Source organism: Nocardioides dongkuii (genome assembly GCF_014127485.1).
GTDB classification, from domain to species: domain Bacteria; phylum Actinomycetota; class Actinomycetes; order Propionibacteriales; family Nocardioidaceae; genus Nocardioides; species Nocardioides dongkuii.
Map to the genome: position 1 here is coordinate 2,568,407 of NZ_CP059903.1, position 16,514 is coordinate 2,584,920.

Sequence of the window (16,514 nt, forward strand, 5' to 3'; positions counted from 1 at the left end):
GCGAGCCTAGTCTCGGGGCATGGGCTGGGCGATCTGCGGGCACGGGCACGCGCACTGGGGACGACGTGGCGCGGCGGGGCTGCTCCTCGCCGACTCCGGCCGGGTGCTGCTGCAACGGCGGGCGCGCTGGACCCACCAGGGCGGGACCTGGTCGGTCCCGGGCGGTGCCCGCGAGGCCGACGAGTCCGCGGTCGAGGCCGCGCTGCGCGAGGCGCACGAGGAGCTCGGCGTCGACGCCGGCGCGGTCGACGTCCGGGGCTCGTACGTCGCGTCGTGCGGCGGCTGGGAGTACGAGACCGTGCTCGCCGAGCCCCGCTCGCTGCTCGAGCTGGAGGACCGGGCGGAGAGCGAGGCGCACCGGTGGATCCCCGCCGGCGAGGTCGACGCCCTCCGCCTGCACCCGTCGTTCCGCGCCGCCTGGGCCGACGACGGCGGCGCGCTCCGCGCGTTCGTCGAGGGCGGGGTCGGCGGGCCCGGTCAGGTGCCGCAGAACGTCTGGTAGGTCTCCCCGAAGTCACCGGGCGCCGGCGCGGCGTACCGCTCCAGCCCGGGCCGCTCGTCGTACGGCGCGGTGACGGCCTCGAGCAGGTCCGTGAGCGGGGCCAGGTCGCCGGCCGTGCCGGCCGCGAGCGCCTCCTCGACGAGGTGGTTGCGCGGCACGTAGACCGGGTTGACGCGGTCCATCGCGTCGCCGTCGGGGCCGAGCGCGCGCCAGCGCTCCAGCCACGCGTCGAAGGCGGGCAGGTCCAGGACCAGGCCGCGGGCCGGCTCGGCGTCGCCCCGGGCGGCGCGGCCCAGGGCGCGGAAGAACGACGTGAGGTCGACCTTGCCGGACTGCATGAGCGCCGTCAGCTCCTCGACGAGGGGAGCCGCGACGGCATCGTCGAGGCCGTCCGGGAGGCCGAGCTTGGCGCGCATCCCGGCCGACCAGGCAGCGGCGTACGCCGGCCGGAACGACTCCAGCGACTCGACAGCCAGCGCGACCGCCTGCTGCTCGTCGTCGTGCAGCAGCGGGAGCAGCGCCTCGGCGAAGCGGGCGAGGTTCCACTCGGCGACCACCGGCTGGTTGCCGTAGGCGTAGCGGCCGCCGTGGTCGATCGAGCTGTAGACGGTGGCGGGGTCGAAGCCCTCCAGGAACGCGCACGGGCCGTAGTCGATGGTCTCGCCGGAGATCGTCATGTTGTCGGTGTTCATCACGCCGTGGATGAAGCCGACCAGCATCCAGCGCGCGACCAGGCGGGCCTGCGCGGCGACGACGGACTCGAAGAACGCGAGGTACGGCTGGTCCGCCTCGGCCGCGGCCGGGTGGTGGCGGGCGATCGCGTGGTCGGCGAGCCGGCGGGTGAGGTCCACGTCGCCGCTCGCCGCGGCGTACTGGAAGCTGCCGACGCGCAGGTGGCTGCTCGCCACCCGGGCCAGCACGGCGCCGGGCAGCAGGGTCTCGCGGCGTACCTGCCGGCCGGTCGCGACGACCGCGAGCGAGCGGGTGGTCGGGATGCCCAGCGCGTGCATGGCCTCGCTGATGACGTGCTCGCGCAGCATCGGGCCGACGGCGGCCAGGCCGTCGCCGCCGCGGGCGAGCGGGGTCCGGCCGGAGCCCTTGAGGTGGAGGTCGAGCAGCCGGCCGTCGGGGGTGGTCAGCTCGCCGAGCAGCAGCGCGCGGCCGTCGCCGAGCCGCGGGCTGAACCCGCCGAACTGGTGGCCGGCGTACACCTGCGCGACGGGGGTCGCCCCCGCCGGCGGGCGGGTGCCGGTCAGCAGCCCGAGGCCGGCCTCGGTGCGGAGCGCGGCGGGGTCGATCCCGAGCTCGACCGCCAGCGGCTCGTTGAGCACCAGCAGCCGCGGGTCCGGTGTCTCCTCCGCCTGCCACGCCAGCGCCAGCTCCGGCAGCTCACGGGCGAAGCGGTCGTCGAGGGCCAGGGTCTCCGGGGGTGCGAGGGTCACGCCTCCGAGCCTACGGATCCCGGGGTGACGCCGAGTCGGCGCTTGTGTCCGCGCTGGTCCGCCGAGTCGGCGCTTGTGTCCGCCCGGGACCGCCGAGTCGGCGCTGGTGTCCGCCCGGGACGTCATACGAAGTGGCGGTGATGGCGACCAGGTCGTACGACGTCCCGCGCGCCCGCCGCGACTTCTCAGGCTTTCCCTGATGTTCTCGGCCGTCGCGATGGCTGAGAACGTCAGGTTTCCCCGGATCACCGGGGAAACCTCCACCCGGCGACCGCACCCTCAGACCCCGAGCGGTAGCCGCACGCAGAACACGCTCCCGACGCCGAGCTCGCTCTCGACCTCGATCCGGCCGCCGTGGCTCTCCACGATGCTCTTGCAGATGCTCAGCCCCAGGCCGACCCCCTGGATGGCCTGCTGCTCCGCCTGGACCCCGCGGAAGAAACGGGTGAAGAGCCGGTCCCGGTCCGCCGCGGCGATGCCGATCCCCGAGTCGCGGACCACCAGCTCGGCCCGGGTCCCGTCCATGCCGAGCGAGACGGCGACGCTGCCCCCGGCGGGGGTGTACTTCGCGGCGTTGGAGAGCAGGTTGTCGACGAGCTGAGCGATCCGCAGCGAGTCGGCGAACACCCACAGCTCGTCGGGCAGGTCGGCCGCGAGGGTGAGGCCCGCGGTGTCGGCGGCCGGACCGACCGCCTCGACGGCATCGCGGACGATCCTCGCCAGGTCGCACCGGCGACGGACGAGCGGGAGCGCGCTCGCGGCGGTCAGCTGGGCGCTCTCGAGCAGGTCCCCGATCAGGCGCATCAGCCGCTGGGCGTTGCGCTCGACGACCTCGAGCTGCCGGTCGACCCCGTCCGGCAGGTCGGAGCGGTCCTGCAGCAGCTCGACGTACCCGGCGATCGAGGTGAGCGGGGTCCGCAGCTCGTGGGAGACCAGGGCGACGAAGTCCTCCTTGACCGCCATCGCCCGCATCAGCTCGGTGACGTCCTTGTAGGCGAGGGCGGCGCCCTCGAGGACGCCGTCCGGTCCGCGCAGCGAGCGCGCCGAGACCGAGAGCGCGCGGCGGCTCAGCGGGTCCGACCCCACCCAGACCCGGCGGTCCTCGAACTCCTCGCCGCCGGCCGCGAGGTACGCCGGGGTCTCCTCGGACCGCAGCCGCGTGCCGCCGTCGGGGCCGAACACGAGCCCGACCTGGCCGGCCCGGCCGCGGTAGCCGTCGGGGTAGCCCAGGTCGAGGAACTCGGCCTGGCGCCGGTTGAAGCCCTGGTACCGACCGTCGCTGTCCAGGAGCACCAGCCCCACGTCGACCGCGTCGAAGATGGCCTGCGAGGCCCGCTGGTGCTGCTCGATCGTGGCCATCGCCTCGGCGAGCTCCGCGCCGCGCCGCTCCGCCTCGTCCCGCTCGCTGCGGATCCGCTCGAGGCTGTAGGCGATCGCCAGGGCGCTCCACCCGGCCACGACCGTGATCAGCAGCGCGCGGGAGACGGCGACGGGGTCGGTGCCGAGAATGATCATGCTCGGGAGCGCCGCCAGCACCGCGACGGCGACGACCACGACCACCGCGCCCCGCTGACCGAGCTGACGACCCAGCCACAGGGCCGGCACCACGACCAGGATCCCGGCGGCGCTGCCGTCCTGGGTGACCCGGATCGCGCCGAGCGCCGCGATGTCCAGCACCGGCAGCACCGTGACCGACTGCGGACCGAGCCGGTGCCACGGCACGACGAAGGCCAGCACCGTGGCGAGCACGGTGAGCGCGAGGCCGGCGCCGGGCCAGCCCGCCAGCTCGAGGTCGCCGCCCCCGAGGCCGCGGATCGCGAAGTCCGTGCCGACGAAGGCCGCGAAGGCGACCTGCAGCATCCGCGGATCGGGCTCACCGGTGACGACCAACGCCCGGACGGCGTCGACCAGTCGCAGGGAGGGGGGTTGGCGCATGCTGACCCCGGTGTCCCCGCCTTCCCTGGACAAACTCAGCCCGGGTTCGGCGCCGCCCCGCCGTACCGGCGGTCCCGGCGGGCGTAGACCTCGATCGCCTCCCACAGGTGGCGCCGGTCGACGTCGGGCCAGAGCACGTCGGAGTAGACGAACTCGCTGTACGCCGCCTGCCACAGCATGAAGTTGGAGAGCCGCTGCTCCCCCGACGTGCGCCAGACCATGTCGGCGTCGGACTGCTCGGGCACGTAGAGGTGGCGGGCGAAGACCTTCTCGTCGACCTTCTCGGGGTCCAGCCGGCCGGCGGCGACCTCGCGGGCGATGCTGCGCGCGGTGTCGGCCAGCTCGGCGCGACCGCCGTAGTTGACGCACATGGTGAGGGTCAGCACGTCGTTGTCGCGGGTGAGCTCCTCGGCGGCCTGCAGCTCCTTGACCACCGAGCGCCACAGGCGGGGCGCGCGGCCCGCCCAGCGCACCCGCACCCCGAGCTCGTGCATCTCGTCGCGGCGGCGGCGGATCACGTCGCGGTTGAACCCCATGAGGAACCGGACCTCGTCGGGCGAGCGGCTCCAGTTCTCGGTCGAGAAGGCGTACGCCGAGACCGCCTTGACGCCGATCTCGATCGCGCCCTCGACCACGTCGAACAGCGAGCTCTCGCCCTGCTCGTGGCCCTTCGTGCGGGGCAGGCCGCGGTCCTTGGCCCAGCGCCCGTTGCCGTCCATGACGATCGCGACGTGGCGGGGCACGAGGTCCCGCGGGACCGCCGGCGGGGTGGCCCCGGAGGGGTGCGGGGCCGGGCTGCGGACGGAGCGCTTCACGGCGTCAGCGTTCCACATACGCCAGCGAGCGCAGCCCCCGCTCCAGGTGCCAGGCGAGGTACGCCGCGACCAGGCCGCCGGCCTCCTTGAGGTGCCGGGGCTCGGCCGCCTCGACCTCGGGCCAGTCGCCGGCGAGCAGCGCACCGAGCAGCGCCAGCGTCTCGGGTGCGGGGCTCGCGGAGCCGGGAACCCGGCAGGTCGAGCAGAGCACCCCGCCCATCGACGGGTTGAACCAGCGGTGCCGGCCCTCGAGGCCGCAGCGGGCGCAGTGCGCGAACGACGGCGCGTAGCCGGCCACCGCGAGCGAGCGCAGCAGGTAGGAGTCGAGCACCTGACCGGGGCCGCGCTCCCCCGAGGCCAGGACGCGCAGGCCGCCGACGAGCAGCAGGAACTGCTGCAGCGCGGGCTCCTTCTCCTCCGAGACCAGCCGCTCGGCGGTCTCGAGCATCACCGTCCCGGCGGTGTAGCGGTCGTAGTCGAGCCCGAGCCCGGCGTGGAAGAGGGACAGGGTCTCCGCCTGGGTGATCGTGTCCAGGTTGCGGCCCTCGGCGAGCTGCAGGTCGACGTGGGTGAACGGCTCGAGCCGCGACCCGAACCGCGAACTGGTCCGCCGGACGCCCTTGGCCACCGCGCGCACCCGTCCGTGGTGACGGGTCAGCAGGGTGATGATGCGGTCGGCCTCGCCCAGCTTGTGGGTGCGGAGCACGATCGCCTCGTCGCGGTAGAGAGGCACCCCACCATTGTGCGCCGTCTAGCGCGTGCCGCCGCGCCGACGCCCCGTGGTGCTGGCCAGCGTGCCGGTTGGGGTCCGCCAGCAGCCGAGCGCGAAGCCGGCTGCGGCCTGGTCGAGCCGCTCGGGCCGCAGCCGCCACTCCAGGATGCTGCGGGCCCGGAGGAACGTGGCGTTCGGGAGCTCGTCGGCCAGCATCGCGGCGTCGGCGGCCGGGTGGATCGGGTCGGCCGGGTGGCCGACGACGAGCGCCGGCGTACGGATCGCCCGGCGCTGGTCGGAGGACGGCGCGACCCGGCCGAAGAAGAGGCCGTGCACGACCGCCGCGACCGCGTCCGCCCGCTGGTCGAGGGTGTCCAGCACGATCCCCGCCCAGAACGGCACGATCCCGCGCGGCACCGGGCGGGTGAGCAGCCGCAGGCCGTTGACGGTGAACGGCAGGAACCGGGCCGCGAACAGCAGCGGCCCGAAGGCGAGGATGCCGGCCTCCAGGGCGTTGTTGAGGACCGGCATCTCCAGGACCAGCCCGCGGACCCGCTCGGGCGCGAGCACGGCGACCTCCAGGGAGACGTTGGCCCCCAGGGAGGTGCCGCCGACGACGGCCTGCGGCGCGCCGAGGTGGTCCAGCAGCGCCAGCACCTGCTCGGCCCAGGCCGACGTCGAGTAGGCGTGCGGGTCCGCCGGGCGGTCGGAGCGGCCGTGGCCGAGCAGGTCGAGGGTCACGACGTGCAGCCCCTCGGCGGCCAGCGCCCGGGCCAGCGGCTGCTGCATGCGGCGCGGCATCAGCTGGCCGTGCAGCAGCACGACCCAGGAGTCGCCCGCACCGTACTCGGTGTACTCGAGCCGGTCGCGACCGTGCTCACCCTCGAGGAAGAACTGGCCGATCCGCTCGGAGACCAACATGCCCCGCAATGTAGTGGAGGGGACCCCCGACCCGCTGCCGGACGTCAGGCGCGCCGGTTGACCGCGCTGATGACCGCCTTGAGCGACGCGGTGACGATGTTCGCGTCCACCCCGACGCCCCAGAGGATCTCGTCGCCGACCGCGCACTCGACGTACGCCGCGGCGAGGGCGTCGCCGCCGGCGGACAGGGCGTGCTCGGCGTAGTCGAGGACCCGCACGTCGAGCTCGTGCTCCAGCCCGTTGATCGCGTCGACGAACGCCGCGATCGGACCGTTTCCGCTGCCCTCGAGGCTGCGCAGCGTCCCGTCGACGTACACCCCGACGGTGAGCTCGTCCTTCTCCCCCGCCGCCGACGAGGTGTGCACGGAGTCCAGGCGCAGCGGGGTCTCGCGGGTGAGGTACTCGGCCCGGAAGACCTCCCAGATCGCGTCCGGCGTCATCTCGCCGCCGAGGGCGTCGGTGCGCTCCTGGACGACCCGGCTGAACTCGATCTGGGCGCGGCGCGGCAGGTCGAGCTTGTGCTCGTTCTTCAGCACGTAGGCCACGCCGCCCTTGCCGGACTGGCTGTTGACCCGGATGACCGCCTCGTAGCTGCGGCCGACGTCCTTGGGGTCGATCGGCAGGTACGGCGCCTCCCAGGGCAGCTGCCGCACGGGCACGCCCTGCTCGGCCGCCTGCCGCTCGAGGTCCTCGAGGCCCTTCTTGATCGCGTCCTGGTGGGAGCCGGAGAACGCCGTGTAGACCAGGTCGCCGCCGTAGGGGTGCCGCGGGTGGACCGGCAGCTGGTTGCAGTACTCCACCGTGCGGCGGACCTCGTCGATGTCGGAGAAGTCGATCTCCGGGTCCACGCCCTGGGTGAACAGGTTGAGGCCGAGGGTGACCAGGCAGACGTTGCCGGTGCGCTCGCCGTTGCCGAACAGGCAGCCCTCGATCCGGTCCGCGCCGGCCAGGTAGCCCAGCTCGGCGGCCGCGACCGCCGTACCGCGGTCGTTGTGGGGGTGCAGCGAGAGCACCACGTTCTCGCGGTGGTGGAGGTGGCGGCTCATCCACTCGATCGAGTCGGCGTAGATGTTCGGGGTGGCCATCTCGACGGTCGCCGGCAGGTTGATGATGACCGGCTTCTCGGGCGTGGGCTCGAAGACCTCGAGCACGGCGTTGCAGACGCGGACGGCGAACTCCAGCTCGGTGCCGGTGTAGGACTCCGGGGAGTACTCGTAGAAGACCTCGGTCTCGGGGATCCGCTCCTCGAACTTGCGGCACATCCGCGCGCCCTGGACGGCGATGTCCTCGATGCCGTCCATGTCGAGGCGGAAGACCACCCGGCGCTGGAGGGTGCTCGTGGAGTTGTAGAGGTGCACGATCGCCTGCTTCGCGCCGCGCAGCGACTCATAGGTGCGCTCGATGAGCTCCTCGCGCGCCTGGGTCAGCACCTGGATCACGACGTCGTCGGGGATCAGGTCTTCCTCGATCAGCATCCGCACGAAGTCGAAGTCGGTCTGGCTCGCGCTCGGGAAGCCGACCTCGATCTCCTTGTAGCCCATGTCGACCAGGAGCTGGAACATCTTCTTCTTGCGGGCCGGCGACATCGGGTCGATCAGCGCCTGGTTGCCGTCGCGGAGGTCGACGGCGCACCAGCGCGGGGCCTGGGTGATCGTGCGGGACGGCCAGGTGCGGTCCGGCAGGTCGACGGGCGGGAAGGCGCGGTAGCGGTCGTGCGGCATGCCGCTGGGGTTCTGCGGGGAGATGGTCACGGGGTCCTCTTCGCGGGGTTGGTCCGGGAGCCGGTCGCGCAGCACTCACCCGCAGCGAGGGGGTCCGGCGTTCAGACCTCGCTGCGGCAGCGAAGGAGGAGGAGTCGCGGCATGACAGGTCCACCCTAACCGACGCCGCCGTACGCCGCGCGGCCCGTCCTGGGCGGCCCGGGACGTGGCGGATGCCATGCCGGCCGTCGTGTGGCCGGGCACCCCCTGGGTACCGTCCCGGTCATGAAGCTCTCGAACCGCGCCATGGCGGGCTGGGCGATCGCCGTCTTCATCCTGGTCGGAGCCATCTTCGTCGTGATGGGCGCGATCCTCGGCGGCGACGAGAACGTCCAGGACCAGCCCGTCGACGCCCCCGGAGGGTCCAACACCTCCTCCGCCCCGTTCTCGAGCAGCCGAGGTGCCGCCGCATGAGCCGCAACAGCAGACTGATCCACGCCACGCCCGACCAGGTCTGGTCGGTGCTCGCCGACGGCTGGCTCTACCCCCTGTGGGTCGTCGGCGCCTCCCGGATGCGCGAGGTCGACGAGAGCTGGCCCGCCGTGGGCTCGAAGCTCTACCACTCCGTCGGCACCTGGCCGCTGCTCATCGACGACAACAGCGAGGTCCTCGAGGCCCGGCCCGGCTCGCTGCTGAAGCTGCGCGCCCGCGCCTGGCCGGCCGGCGAGGCCGAGGTCGTCCTGCGCCTCGAGCCCTCCGGCGCCGACACCGAGGTCGTCATCGAGGAGGACGCCGTCTCCGGGCCGGCCGCGCTGGGCCCCAAGGCGCTCCGCGACGTCCCGCTGGCGTGGCGCAACGTCGAGACGCTGCGCCGGCTGGCGTTCGTCGTCGAGGGCCGTCTGTGACCGCGGGGGCCCTGGCCGAGGAGACCGTCGACTTCGGCAGCCTCGAGATCGTCTTCGACGACCGGGTGCTGCGGCCTCGTCCCTGGACCGCGGCCCAGTCCGTCTGGGGTGCCGAGCTGCTGCGCACGGGACCCGAGGGCCCGGTGCTCGAGCTGTGCAGCGGCGCCGGGCAGATCGGCCTGCTCGCCGTGGCCCACGAGCCCCGGCACCTGGTCTGCGTCGACCTCAACCCGGTCGCCTGCGCCTTCGCCCGCCGCAACGCCGCCGCCGCCGGGCTGGCGGAGCTCGTCGAGGTGCGCGAGGGCGCGATCGACGCCGCGATCCGGCCCGACGAGCGGTTCGCGCTGGTGATCGCCGACCCGCCGTGGGTACGCCGTGCCGAGACCGGCCGGTTCCCCGAGGACCCGCTGCTCGCCATCGACGGCGGCGACGACGGGCTCAGCGTCGCCTGGGCCTGCGTCGCGGCCGCCGAGCAGCACCTGCTCCCCGGCGGCTCCGCCCTGCTCCAGCTCGGCACCCGGGCGCAGGCCGACTCGCTCGGCGCCGCGCTCGACGGCCCGCTGCGGCTGGCCGAGGTCCGGGAGTACGAGCGGGGCGTCGTCGCGCGCCTGACCTCGGTGGTCGAGTAGCCCTCGCTGCGTCTCGGCGTGCCGAGGTCCCGCCTCCGGTGGTCGAGCAGGGACGAAGTCCCGATGTCGAGACCCGGCAAGGCACCCGCGACGCCGAGTGAAGGCTGCTACTCGGCGTACTGAGATTCCGCCTCCGGTGGTCGAGCAGGGACGAAGTCCCGGTGTCGAGACCCGGCAAGGTACCCGGCACGCTGAGGGAGGCTGCTACTCGGCGTGCCGAAGTCCCGCCTCCGGTGGTCGAGCAGGGACGAAGTCCCGGTGTCGAGACCCGGCAAGGGACCCGGCACGCCGAGGGAGGCTGCTACTCGGCGTACTCGCGCGGACACAAGCGCCGACTCGGCGTACCGGCCGCGGACACAAGCGCCGACTCGGCGTACTTGCGCGGACACAAGCGCCGACTCGGCGTGCGCAGCTAGCTGGGGCGCAGCTTCGGCGGCAGCAGCTTGTGCGTGCCGTCGCACCACGGCTTGGTGGCCGACTTGCCGCAGCGGCAGACCGCGGAGACCGGCCGGTGGGTGCGGTGCACGACTCCGTCGGTGTCCTCGAGGGTGTGCTTGCCCCGCAGCAGCATCGGCCCACCCGGGCACAGCACGATGTCGGGGTGGTCGAAGCTCCGACCGTCGCTCACGCGGCGACGCCCCACTGGTCGAGCAGCATCCGGGCGAAGCGGTCCTCGAGGTCCAGGCAGCTGAACGCGCCGAAGAACACGTCGTCGGCCAGCGCCGGCTCCTCGGCGACCAGGGCGCCGCAGATCATCCGGGCCGCGAGCTGCTCGTGGACGGCGTCGGCCTCGACGTGCTCGGCGTAGTAGCGCACCAGCTGGTCGCTCAGCCCGAGCCGCTCGAGGCCCTGCACCATCCGCCGCGAGGGCATCGAGCTGGTCGCCTCGAACGCCGCGAGGTGGCCCATCGCCGCCCCGCGGAGCCGGCGGTGCAGGCCGAAGAGCGACATCGCGTTGTTCTGCTCCAGGATCTCCAGCGGTGCGTCGTCGACGTACGCCCCGTACTCCGCGCGCAGCCCCAGGTCGTCCATGCTCAGCGCCCACAGGTGGTGGTGCAGCTTGTTGGGGTCGCCGCCGCCGTACTCGTCGAACTGCAGCTCCACCAGCGCCGCCTTCGGCGCGGCGGGCAGCCGCGGGACCACCCAGGAGGTCGGGTCGGCCTCCTTGAGGTGGTAGACCGATCGGAGCCGGACCAGGTCGAGCACCTGCTGCTCGTCGGCCCCGGTCTGCACGTGGCGCGCGATCGAGGGTCCGTCGTGCTCGGCGACGTAGGTGAACAGCGCCTCGGCGAGGTCGCCCTCGTAGGCGTGCGGGGTGTAGCGCGACCGCAGGGTCGCCTCGAGGTCCTGCTCGAGCTCGTGCCGGACCCCCAGCAGCGCGGGGTGCCACTCCATCGCGTCGTCGACGTCGTCGAAGCCGCGGTAGTGCAGCTCGTAGAGCGACCACAGGGCGATCGCGGCGTCCTCGGGAGACTCGGGGTCCACGGCCGCCACGTCGGTCTTGCCGGCGGTCAGGGTCTCCACGACCGCCGCGCTCAGGCGACCGCGGGCCTTCGGGGTCAGCACCCGCGACCCCGCCCGCGAGCGGAGTCCAGGAAGCCGGCCGGCACTGCCGTGAGGGTCTCGATCATGACACTGAAAGTACCCCGTGCGCGCGAACGACAATCGACCGCCGGGGGGTGTCCCGCAGGGCCGTCCGGGTTACGGGAAGGCATGGACCCGAAGCAAGCGGCCAAGGCCGCGAAGGACACCATCGAAAACGCCGCCAGCGCCGTCGCCGACAAGGCGAGCGAGCTGGCCGAACCCAAGATCCCCGGTACGCCGGGATCGGCGCCGCCCACCTTCGAGGAGCCGACCACCCCGCACGACCCGCTGCCCCCCAAGCCCGACCAGGCCGCCCCCGAGGTGCGTACGGCGACCGGCGGCGCTCCGTCGTCGCCCACCGCCCGCGCCCAGCAGGGCACCTGGCTCACCACGGCCACCGGCACCCGGCTGCGGGACACCGACCACTCCCTCAAGGCGGGCTCGCGGGGCCCGACCCTCCTGCAGGACCACCACCTCCGCGAGAAGATCACCCACTTCGACCACGAGCGCATCCCGGAGCGGGTCGTGCACGCCCGCGGCGCGGGCGCGCACGGCGTCTTCGAGGGCTACGGCACCGCCGCGTCGATCTCGATGGCGGGCCTGTTCGCGAAGGGCAAGGAGACCCCGGTCTTCGTGCGCTTCTCGACCGTCCTCGGCTCGCGCGGCTCCGCCGACACCGTCCGCGACACCCGGGGCTTCGCGACGAAGTTCTACACCGAGGAGGGCAACTGGGACCTGGTCGCCAACAACATCCCGGTGTTCTTCATCCAGGACGGCATCAAGTTCCCCGACGTCATCCACGCCGGCAAGCCGCACCCGGACCGCGAGATCCCGCAGGCGCAGAGCGCCCACGACACCTTCTGGGACTTCGTGTCGCTGCACACCGAGGCCCAGCACCACACGATGTGGAACATGTCCGACCGCGGCATCCCCCGGTCCTACCGGATGATGGAGGGCTTCGGCGTGCACACCTTCCGGTGCGTCGACGCCGAGGGCGGCACCTCGCTGGTGAAGTTCCACTGGAAGCCGAAGCTGGGCGTGCACTCCCTCACCTGGGAGGAGGCGCAGATGGTCGGCGGGCTCGACCCCGACTTCCACCGCCGCGACCTCTACGACTCCATCGAGGCCGGCGCGTTCCCCGAGTGGGAGCTCGGCGTCCAGGTCTTCCCGGACGAGCCGGACCAGATGTTCGCCGGCATCGACCTCCTGGACCCCACCAAGATCGTGCCCGAGGAGCTCGCCCCGGTGCAGCCGATCGGCAAGCTCACGCTGAACGCGAACCCGACCAACTTCTTCGCCGAGGTCGAGCAGATCGCCTTCCACGTGGGACACCTGGTGCCCGGCATCGACGTGACCGACGACCCGCTGCTGCAGACGCGGCTCTTCTCCTACATCGACACGCAGCTCTCCCGCCTGGGCGGCCCGAACTACAACCAGATCCCGATCAACCGGCCGCACGCCCCGGTCAACGACATGCTCCGCGACGGCTTCCACCAGCACGCGGTGCACGCCGGGGTCGCGCCGTACCAGCCCAACTCGATGGACGGCGGCTGCCCGTTCGCGGCCGGCGCGGACCTCTCCGACGAGCAGACCCGCGCCTTCGTCGAGGTGGCCGCCAAGGTTGCCGAGGCGACGAAGGTGCGCGCCAACCCGGCGTCGTTCGACGACCACTACAGCCAGGTGCGCCAGTTCTGGCTGAGCATGACCGGCGTGGAGCGGGAGCACATCGTGCGCGCCTACACCTTCGAGCTCGGCAAGTGCTACGAGCAGGTGATCAAGGAGCGCCAGCTGCAGTGCCTGGCCAACATCGACCCCGTCCTCTGCCAGGAGGTGGCCACCGGCCTCGGCCTGCCGGCGCCGGAGCCCACGGTCCCGCTGATCGACAGCGAGCCGAGCCCGGCCCTCTCCCAGATCGGCGGGCCGTTCCCGCCCGACGGCAGGATGGTCGGGATCGTCGTGGACCCCGACGGCGACCTCTCCGGCGTGGCCGCGCTGCGGCGCACCATCCACGCCGCGGGCATGGTGCCGCTGCTGATCGGCCCGCACGGCGGCATGATCGACTCGATGCCCGTGCAGCGGACGTTCGCGACCGGCCGGTCGGTGGAGTACGACGTGCTGCTGCTCGCCGGCTCGCCCAAGCCGGCGCCCGACGCCCTGGCGAACCGGGACGAGAAGGCCGGCGCCGCCGACACCGTCACCGTCGACCCGCGGGTCGTGCTGATGGTGCAGGAGTGCCACCGGCACGCCAAGGTGATCGGCGCCTGGGGCGAGGGCGTGGCCGCGCTGACCGCGTCCGGCGTGGCTCCCGCCGACGCGGGCATCGTCACCGGCGAGAGCGCTGCGGACGTCTTCACGGAGGTCTCGGCGCAGATGGCGTTCCACCGCGTCTGGGACCGGTTCGCCACCACGGTCTGAGCGCATCAGCGGGGCCGGTGCTGGGCACCGGCCCCGCATGGCGCACGCAGACGACGGCCCGCAGTCCGAGCTGACCGACCGGCCGCACCCCGACACCGACCCCGACAGCGGGAAGGTCGACTCCCCCGCTGACCTCGACAAGCACTCCTGGATCTACGTCCTGCGCAAGACGGTCCGCGAGTTCAGCGACGACCAGTGCACCGACCTGGCCGCCGCGCTCACCTACTACTCGGTGCTCGCGCTGTTCCCGGCCGCGATCGCCCTGACCTCGGTGCTGGGCGTCGTCGGCCAGGGCCCCAAGGCGGTCGACGAGATCCTCAAGATCCTCGGCGACATCGGCGCCGGGGGCGTGGTGGACAGCATCGAGCCGACGCTGCGCGAGTTGGCCAACGCGCCGGGCGCGGGCCTCGCCCTGATCCTCGGTATCGCCGGCGCCCTGTGGTCGGCCAGCGGGTACGTCGGGGCGTTCGGCCGGGCGATGAACCGGGTCTACGAGATCCGCGAGGGCCGGCCGGTCTGGAAGCTCCGCCCCGCCATGCTGCTCCTCACCGCGGTCCTGGTCGTGCTCGCCGCGGCCGTCCTGCTGGCCCTCGTGCTCACGGGTCCCGTCGCCGAGTCGGTCGGCGAGGCCGTGGGCCTGGGCAGCACGGCCGTCCTGATCTGGCAGATCGCCAAGTGGCCGATCCTGCTGGCCGTCGTCGTCTTCATGGTCGCCCTGCTCTACTACGCGACCCCCAACGTCAAGCAGCCGAAGTTCCGCTGGGTCTCCGTCGGCGCGCTGATCGCGATCCTCACCTGGATCCTGGCGTCGGCGGCCTTCGGCTTCTACGTCGCCAACTTCTCCTCCTACGACAAGACGTACGGCGCGCTGGCCGGCGTCATCGCGTTCCTGCTGTGGCTCTGGATCACCAACCTCGCCCTGCTCTTCGGCGCCGAGCTCGACGCCGAGCTCGAGCGCGGTCGCGAGCTGCAGTCCGGCGTCGCCGCCGAGGAGACCCTCCAGCTGCCGCCCCGCGACACCCGCAACATCGAGAAGGCCGAGAAGAAGGACGCCGAGGACGTCCGCCGCGGGCGCGAGATCCGGGTGAACAACTCCGAGGGCTCCGATGACTCCGGCGACCGCGGGGAGACCAAGGCATGACCCTGGTCTCGCTCTGGCAGGACCGGCACCCGCGCACACCCCAGGAGGTCACCGAGCTCTCCGGCGCCTACGACGTCGTGGTCATCGGCGGCGGCATCACCGGTCTCACGACCGCCCTCCTGCTCGGCCGCGCCGGCCGGTCGGTCGCGGTCCTCGAGGCCGACCACGTGGGCGTCGGGACGACCGGGCGCAGCACCGCCAAGGTCAGCCTGCTCCAGGGGACCCACTACAGCCGGATCGCCCGCCGCCACCCCGAGCAGGTGCTGCGGCAGTACGCCGAGGCGAACCGCGAGGGACAGGCCTGGGTGGTCCGCTTCTGCGAGGAGCACGGCGTGCCGCTCCAGCGGCGGCCGGCGTACACCTACGCGAACGGCGCGAGCGGCGAGCGCTCCCTCCGGGCCGAGCTCGACGCGTGCCGGGCCGCCGGCCTCGACGTGACCTGGCAGGACGAGGTGCCGCTCCCCTACCCCACCCGGGGCGCGGTCCGGATGGACGACCAGGTGCAGCTCGACCCGTGCGAGCTCCTCGACGCCCTCTCGCTCGAGGCGGCGTCCCACGGCGTCCGCATCGTCGAGGGAGCCCGGGTCACCGGCGTGACCGGCCAGGACCCGGTGCGGGTGCTGACCGCCCACGGCGAGCTGCAGGCGGGCTCGGTGGTCGTCGCGACCAACATGCCGGTGCTCGACCGCGGCGGGTTCTTCGCCCGGATGAAGCCCTCCCGCTCCTACGGGCTGGCGTTCCGGACGCCGCACGCCATGGTCGACGGCATGTACCTCTCCGCGGACTCCCCCTCGCGATCGCTGCGGGACGTCCCGGACGAGGACGGGCCGCTGCTGCTGGTCGGGGGCAACGGTCACAAGGTCGGCGCCCCGGTCTCCGAGCAGTCCCGGATCGAGGAGCTCCGGTCCTGGACGGCGCAGTGGTTCCCCGGAGCCGAGGAGACCCATGCCTGGTCCGCCCAGGACTACCTGCCCCACCACGCCCTGCCGTTCGCCGGGCCGCTGGTGCCGGGCCGCGAGGACCTCATGGTGGCCGGCGGCTACTCCAAGTGGGGGATGACCAACGGCGTCGCCGCGGCGCTCGCGCTCAGCGCGACGATGCTCGGCGGCCGGATGGACTGGGCGGACGCACTGCGCCCCTGGCACACAGCCGAGCTGCGTGGCCTGCTCGACTCCGCGAGGCTGAACGCCGAGGTCGGCGTGGAGATGGTCGACGGCTGGCTGCGGCCCGCGCTCCACCCCGGGCTCGGTCCCACGCCGGGCGAGGGCGAGGGCACCGTGCGCTACGACCGGGTGGGCACCCCCACCGGCGTGTCCGTCGTCGGCGGCGTCGAGCGCCGGGTCTCCGGCGTGTGCACCCACCTGGGTGGCGTCGTGCGCTTCAACGACGCGGAGAAGAGCTGGGACTGCCCGCTGCACGGATCCCGCTTCGACGTCGACGGGGAGGTGCTGGAGGGCCCGGCGGTGTGCGGGCTGCGGCGCCGCTGAGCGGCGGCGACCCCGCACACAGCTCGCCCCCGCGCCGATCTGCGTGAGCCGGGGCGGGGGCGATCTGTTCCTGCTCCAGTGATTCCCCGGCGGACCCCCGGCAAAACGACATCGGGTGCCACTCACCCTTCCGGGTGGAGACCGGGCCGGGTCCGGCCAGCCGTCAGGTGGCGATGAAGAGGATCGAGTCGCGGTCGTACTCGAGGCCGGGGTGCTCCGCGGCGAGGTGCTCCTGGGTGCGGGCGACGAGCTCGTCCTCGTCGGCGCCGACGATCACGGTCCCGCAGGGGCAGGTCAGTCTGGTCTTCACGGGAGGCAGCCTACGT

Annotated in this window: 16 protein-coding genes; 7 read left to right on the plus strand and 9 right to left on the minus strand. The window is 73.2% G+C overall.

Translation table 11 applies throughout. From position 1 onward, the window contains the following. Nucleotides 1-19 precede the first annotated feature (19 nt). A complete protein-coding gene (locus H4O22_RS12380) occupies nt 20-502 on the plus strand; it encodes an NUDIX domain-containing protein (RefSeq protein ID WP_182523703.1) in 483 nt (160 codons plus the stop codon). On the opposite strand, the gene H4O22_RS12385 is transcribed toward H4O22_RS12380, so the two are convergent. The 6 genes from H4O22_RS12385 to leuA form a co-directional block, all read right to left on the minus strand. Further along, a complete protein-coding gene (locus tag H4O22_RS12385) occupies nt 478-1,944 on the minus strand; it encodes a protein adenylyltransferase SelO (protein ID WP_182523704.1) in 1,467 nt (488 codons plus the stop codon). The two genes, H4O22_RS12380 and H4O22_RS12385, sit on opposite strands and share 25 nt — an antisense overlap. A gap of 279 nt (nt 1,945-2,223) precedes the next feature. Then, nucleotides 2,224-3,879 (minus strand): sensor histidine kinase, encoded by a 1,656-nt coding sequence (locus H4O22_RS12390; protein ID WP_182523705.1) that lies wholly within the window; start codon nt 3,877-3,879, stop codon nt 2,224-2,226. Between the two features lie 35 nt (nt 3,880-3,914). Continuing rightward, nucleotides 3,915-4,694, minus strand: coding sequence for an isoprenyl transferase (locus H4O22_RS12395; RefSeq protein WP_244962948.1), 780 nt, complete (start codon nt 4,692-4,694; stop codon nt 3,915-3,917). 4 nt (nt 4,695-4,698) lie between these two features. Beyond that, complete coding sequence (gene recO, locus H4O22_RS12400) at nt 4,699-5,427, minus strand: DNA repair protein RecO (protein WP_182523707.1); 729 nt, start codon at nt 5,425-5,427, stop codon at nt 4,699-4,701. Between the two features lie 18 nt (nt 5,428-5,445). Next, on the minus strand, nt 5,446-6,327 hold the full coding sequence (locus tag H4O22_RS12405) for an alpha/beta fold hydrolase (protein ID WP_182523708.1): 882 nt from the start codon (nt 6,325-6,327) through the stop codon (nt 5,446-5,448). A 44-nt stretch (nt 6,328-6,371) separates the two neighbouring features. Next, the gene (leuA, locus tag H4O22_RS12410) at nt 6,372-8,048 is read right to left on the minus strand and encodes a 2-isopropylmalate synthase (protein ID WP_182527117.1); all 1,677 of its coding nucleotides are present in this window, start codon (nt 8,046-8,048) and stop codon (nt 6,372-6,374) included. A 264-nt stretch (nt 8,049-8,312) separates the two neighbouring features. Here leuA and H4O22_RS12415 point away from each other — a divergent pair, with 264 nt between their 5' ends. From H4O22_RS12415 to H4O22_RS12425, 3 genes are read left to right on the plus strand one after another with little or no spacing between them, the layout of a single operon-like run. Continuing rightward, nucleotides 8,313-8,501, plus strand: coding sequence for a hypothetical protein (locus H4O22_RS12415; protein WP_182523709.1), 189 nt, complete (start codon nt 8,313-8,315; stop codon nt 8,499-8,501). Then, nucleotides 8,498-8,932, plus strand: a complete 435-nt coding sequence (locus H4O22_RS12420) for an SRPBCC family protein (RefSeq protein ID WP_182523710.1) — start codon at nt 8,498-8,500, stop codon at nt 8,930-8,932. Before H4O22_RS12415 ends, H4O22_RS12420 begins: the two co-directional genes overlap by 4 nt. Further along, nucleotides 8,929-9,561, plus strand: a complete 633-nt coding sequence (locus tag H4O22_RS12425) for a methyltransferase (protein WP_182523711.1) — start codon at nt 8,929-8,931, stop codon at nt 9,559-9,561. Before H4O22_RS12420 ends, H4O22_RS12425 begins: the two co-directional genes overlap by 4 nt. 412 nt (nt 9,562-9,973) lie before the next feature. On the opposite strand, the gene H4O22_RS12430 is transcribed toward H4O22_RS12425, so the two are convergent. After that, entirely contained in the window at nt 9,974-10,189 is a 216-nt protein-coding gene (locus H4O22_RS12430) for a CDGSH iron-sulfur domain-containing protein (RefSeq protein ID WP_244962949.1), read from the minus strand. Beyond that, complete coding sequence (locus tag H4O22_RS12435) at nt 10,186-11,127, minus strand: iron-containing redox enzyme family protein (RefSeq protein ID WP_244962950.1); 942 nt, start codon at nt 11,125-11,127, stop codon at nt 10,186-10,188. The genes H4O22_RS12430 and H4O22_RS12435 overlap by 4 nt, the downstream gene beginning before the upstream one ends. A gap of 147 nt (nt 11,128-11,274) precedes the next feature. Between H4O22_RS12435 and H4O22_RS12440 the strand changes: the two genes are divergently transcribed. Genes H4O22_RS12440 through H4O22_RS12450 form a run of 3 tightly spaced genes read left to right on the plus strand, consistent with a single transcriptional unit; the run spans nt 11,275 to nt 16,188 of the window. Beyond that, nucleotides 11,275-13,560 carry a catalase gene (locus tag H4O22_RS12440; RefSeq protein WP_182523712.1) on the plus strand — a complete coding sequence of 762 codons (2,286 nt, stop codon included), beginning with the start codon at nt 11,275-11,277 and terminating at the stop codon, nt 13,558-13,560. 37 nt (nt 13,561-13,597) lie between these two features. Beyond that, complete coding sequence (locus tag H4O22_RS12445) at nt 13,598-14,701, plus strand: YihY/virulence factor BrkB family protein (RefSeq protein WP_182523713.1); 1,104 nt, start codon at nt 13,598-13,600, stop codon at nt 14,699-14,701. After that, nucleotides 14,698-16,188 (plus strand): FAD-dependent oxidoreductase, encoded by a 1,491-nt coding sequence (locus tag H4O22_RS12450; RefSeq protein WP_182523714.1) that lies wholly within the window; start codon nt 14,698-14,700, stop codon nt 16,186-16,188. Before H4O22_RS12445 ends, H4O22_RS12450 begins: the two co-directional genes overlap by 4 nt. Before the next feature lie 163 nt (nt 16,189-16,351). Here the strand turns inward: H4O22_RS12450 and H4O22_RS12455 are convergent, their stop codons facing one another. Next, entirely contained in the window at nt 16,352-16,498 is a 147-nt protein-coding gene (locus H4O22_RS12455) for a DUF1059 domain-containing protein (protein WP_182523715.1), read from the minus strand. Nucleotides 16,499-16,514: the final 16 nt, after the last annotated feature.

Bases quoted from the DNA above. Each gene is read 5' to 3' on its own strand.
- H4O22_RS12445 (WP_182523713.1), top strand. From the start codon at position 13,598: ATGGCGCACGCAGACGACGGCCCGCAGTCCGAGCTGACCGACCGGCCG.
- H4O22_RS12415 (WP_182523709.1), top strand. From the start codon at position 8,313: ATGAAGCTCTCGAACCGCGCCATGGCGGGCTGGGCGATCGCCGTCTTC.
- H4O22_RS12390 (WP_182523705.1), bottom strand. From the start codon at position 3,879: ATGCGCCAACCCCCCTCCCTGCGACTGGTCGACGCCGTCCGGGCGTTG.
- leuA (WP_182527117.1), bottom strand. From the start codon at position 8,048: ATGCCGCACGACCGCTACCGCGCCTTCCCGCCCGTCGACCTGCCGGAC.
- H4O22_RS12405 (WP_182523708.1), bottom strand. From the start codon at position 6,327: ATGTTGGTCTCCGAGCGGATCGGCCAGTTCTTCCTCGAGGGTGAGCAC.
- H4O22_RS12420 (WP_182523710.1), top strand. From the start codon at position 8,498: ATGAGCCGCAACAGCAGACTGATCCACGCCACGCCCGACCAGGTCTGG.
- H4O22_RS12450 (WP_182523714.1), top strand. From the start codon at position 14,698: ATGACCCTGGTCTCGCTCTGGCAGGACCGGCACCCGCGCACACCCCAG.
- H4O22_RS12440 (WP_182523712.1), top strand. From the start codon at position 11,275: ATGGACCCGAAGCAAGCGGCCAAGGCCGCGAAGGACACCATCGAAAAC.
- H4O22_RS12380 (WP_182523703.1), top strand. From the start codon at position 20: ATGGGCTGGGCGATCTGCGGGCACGGGCACGCGCACTGGGGACGACGT.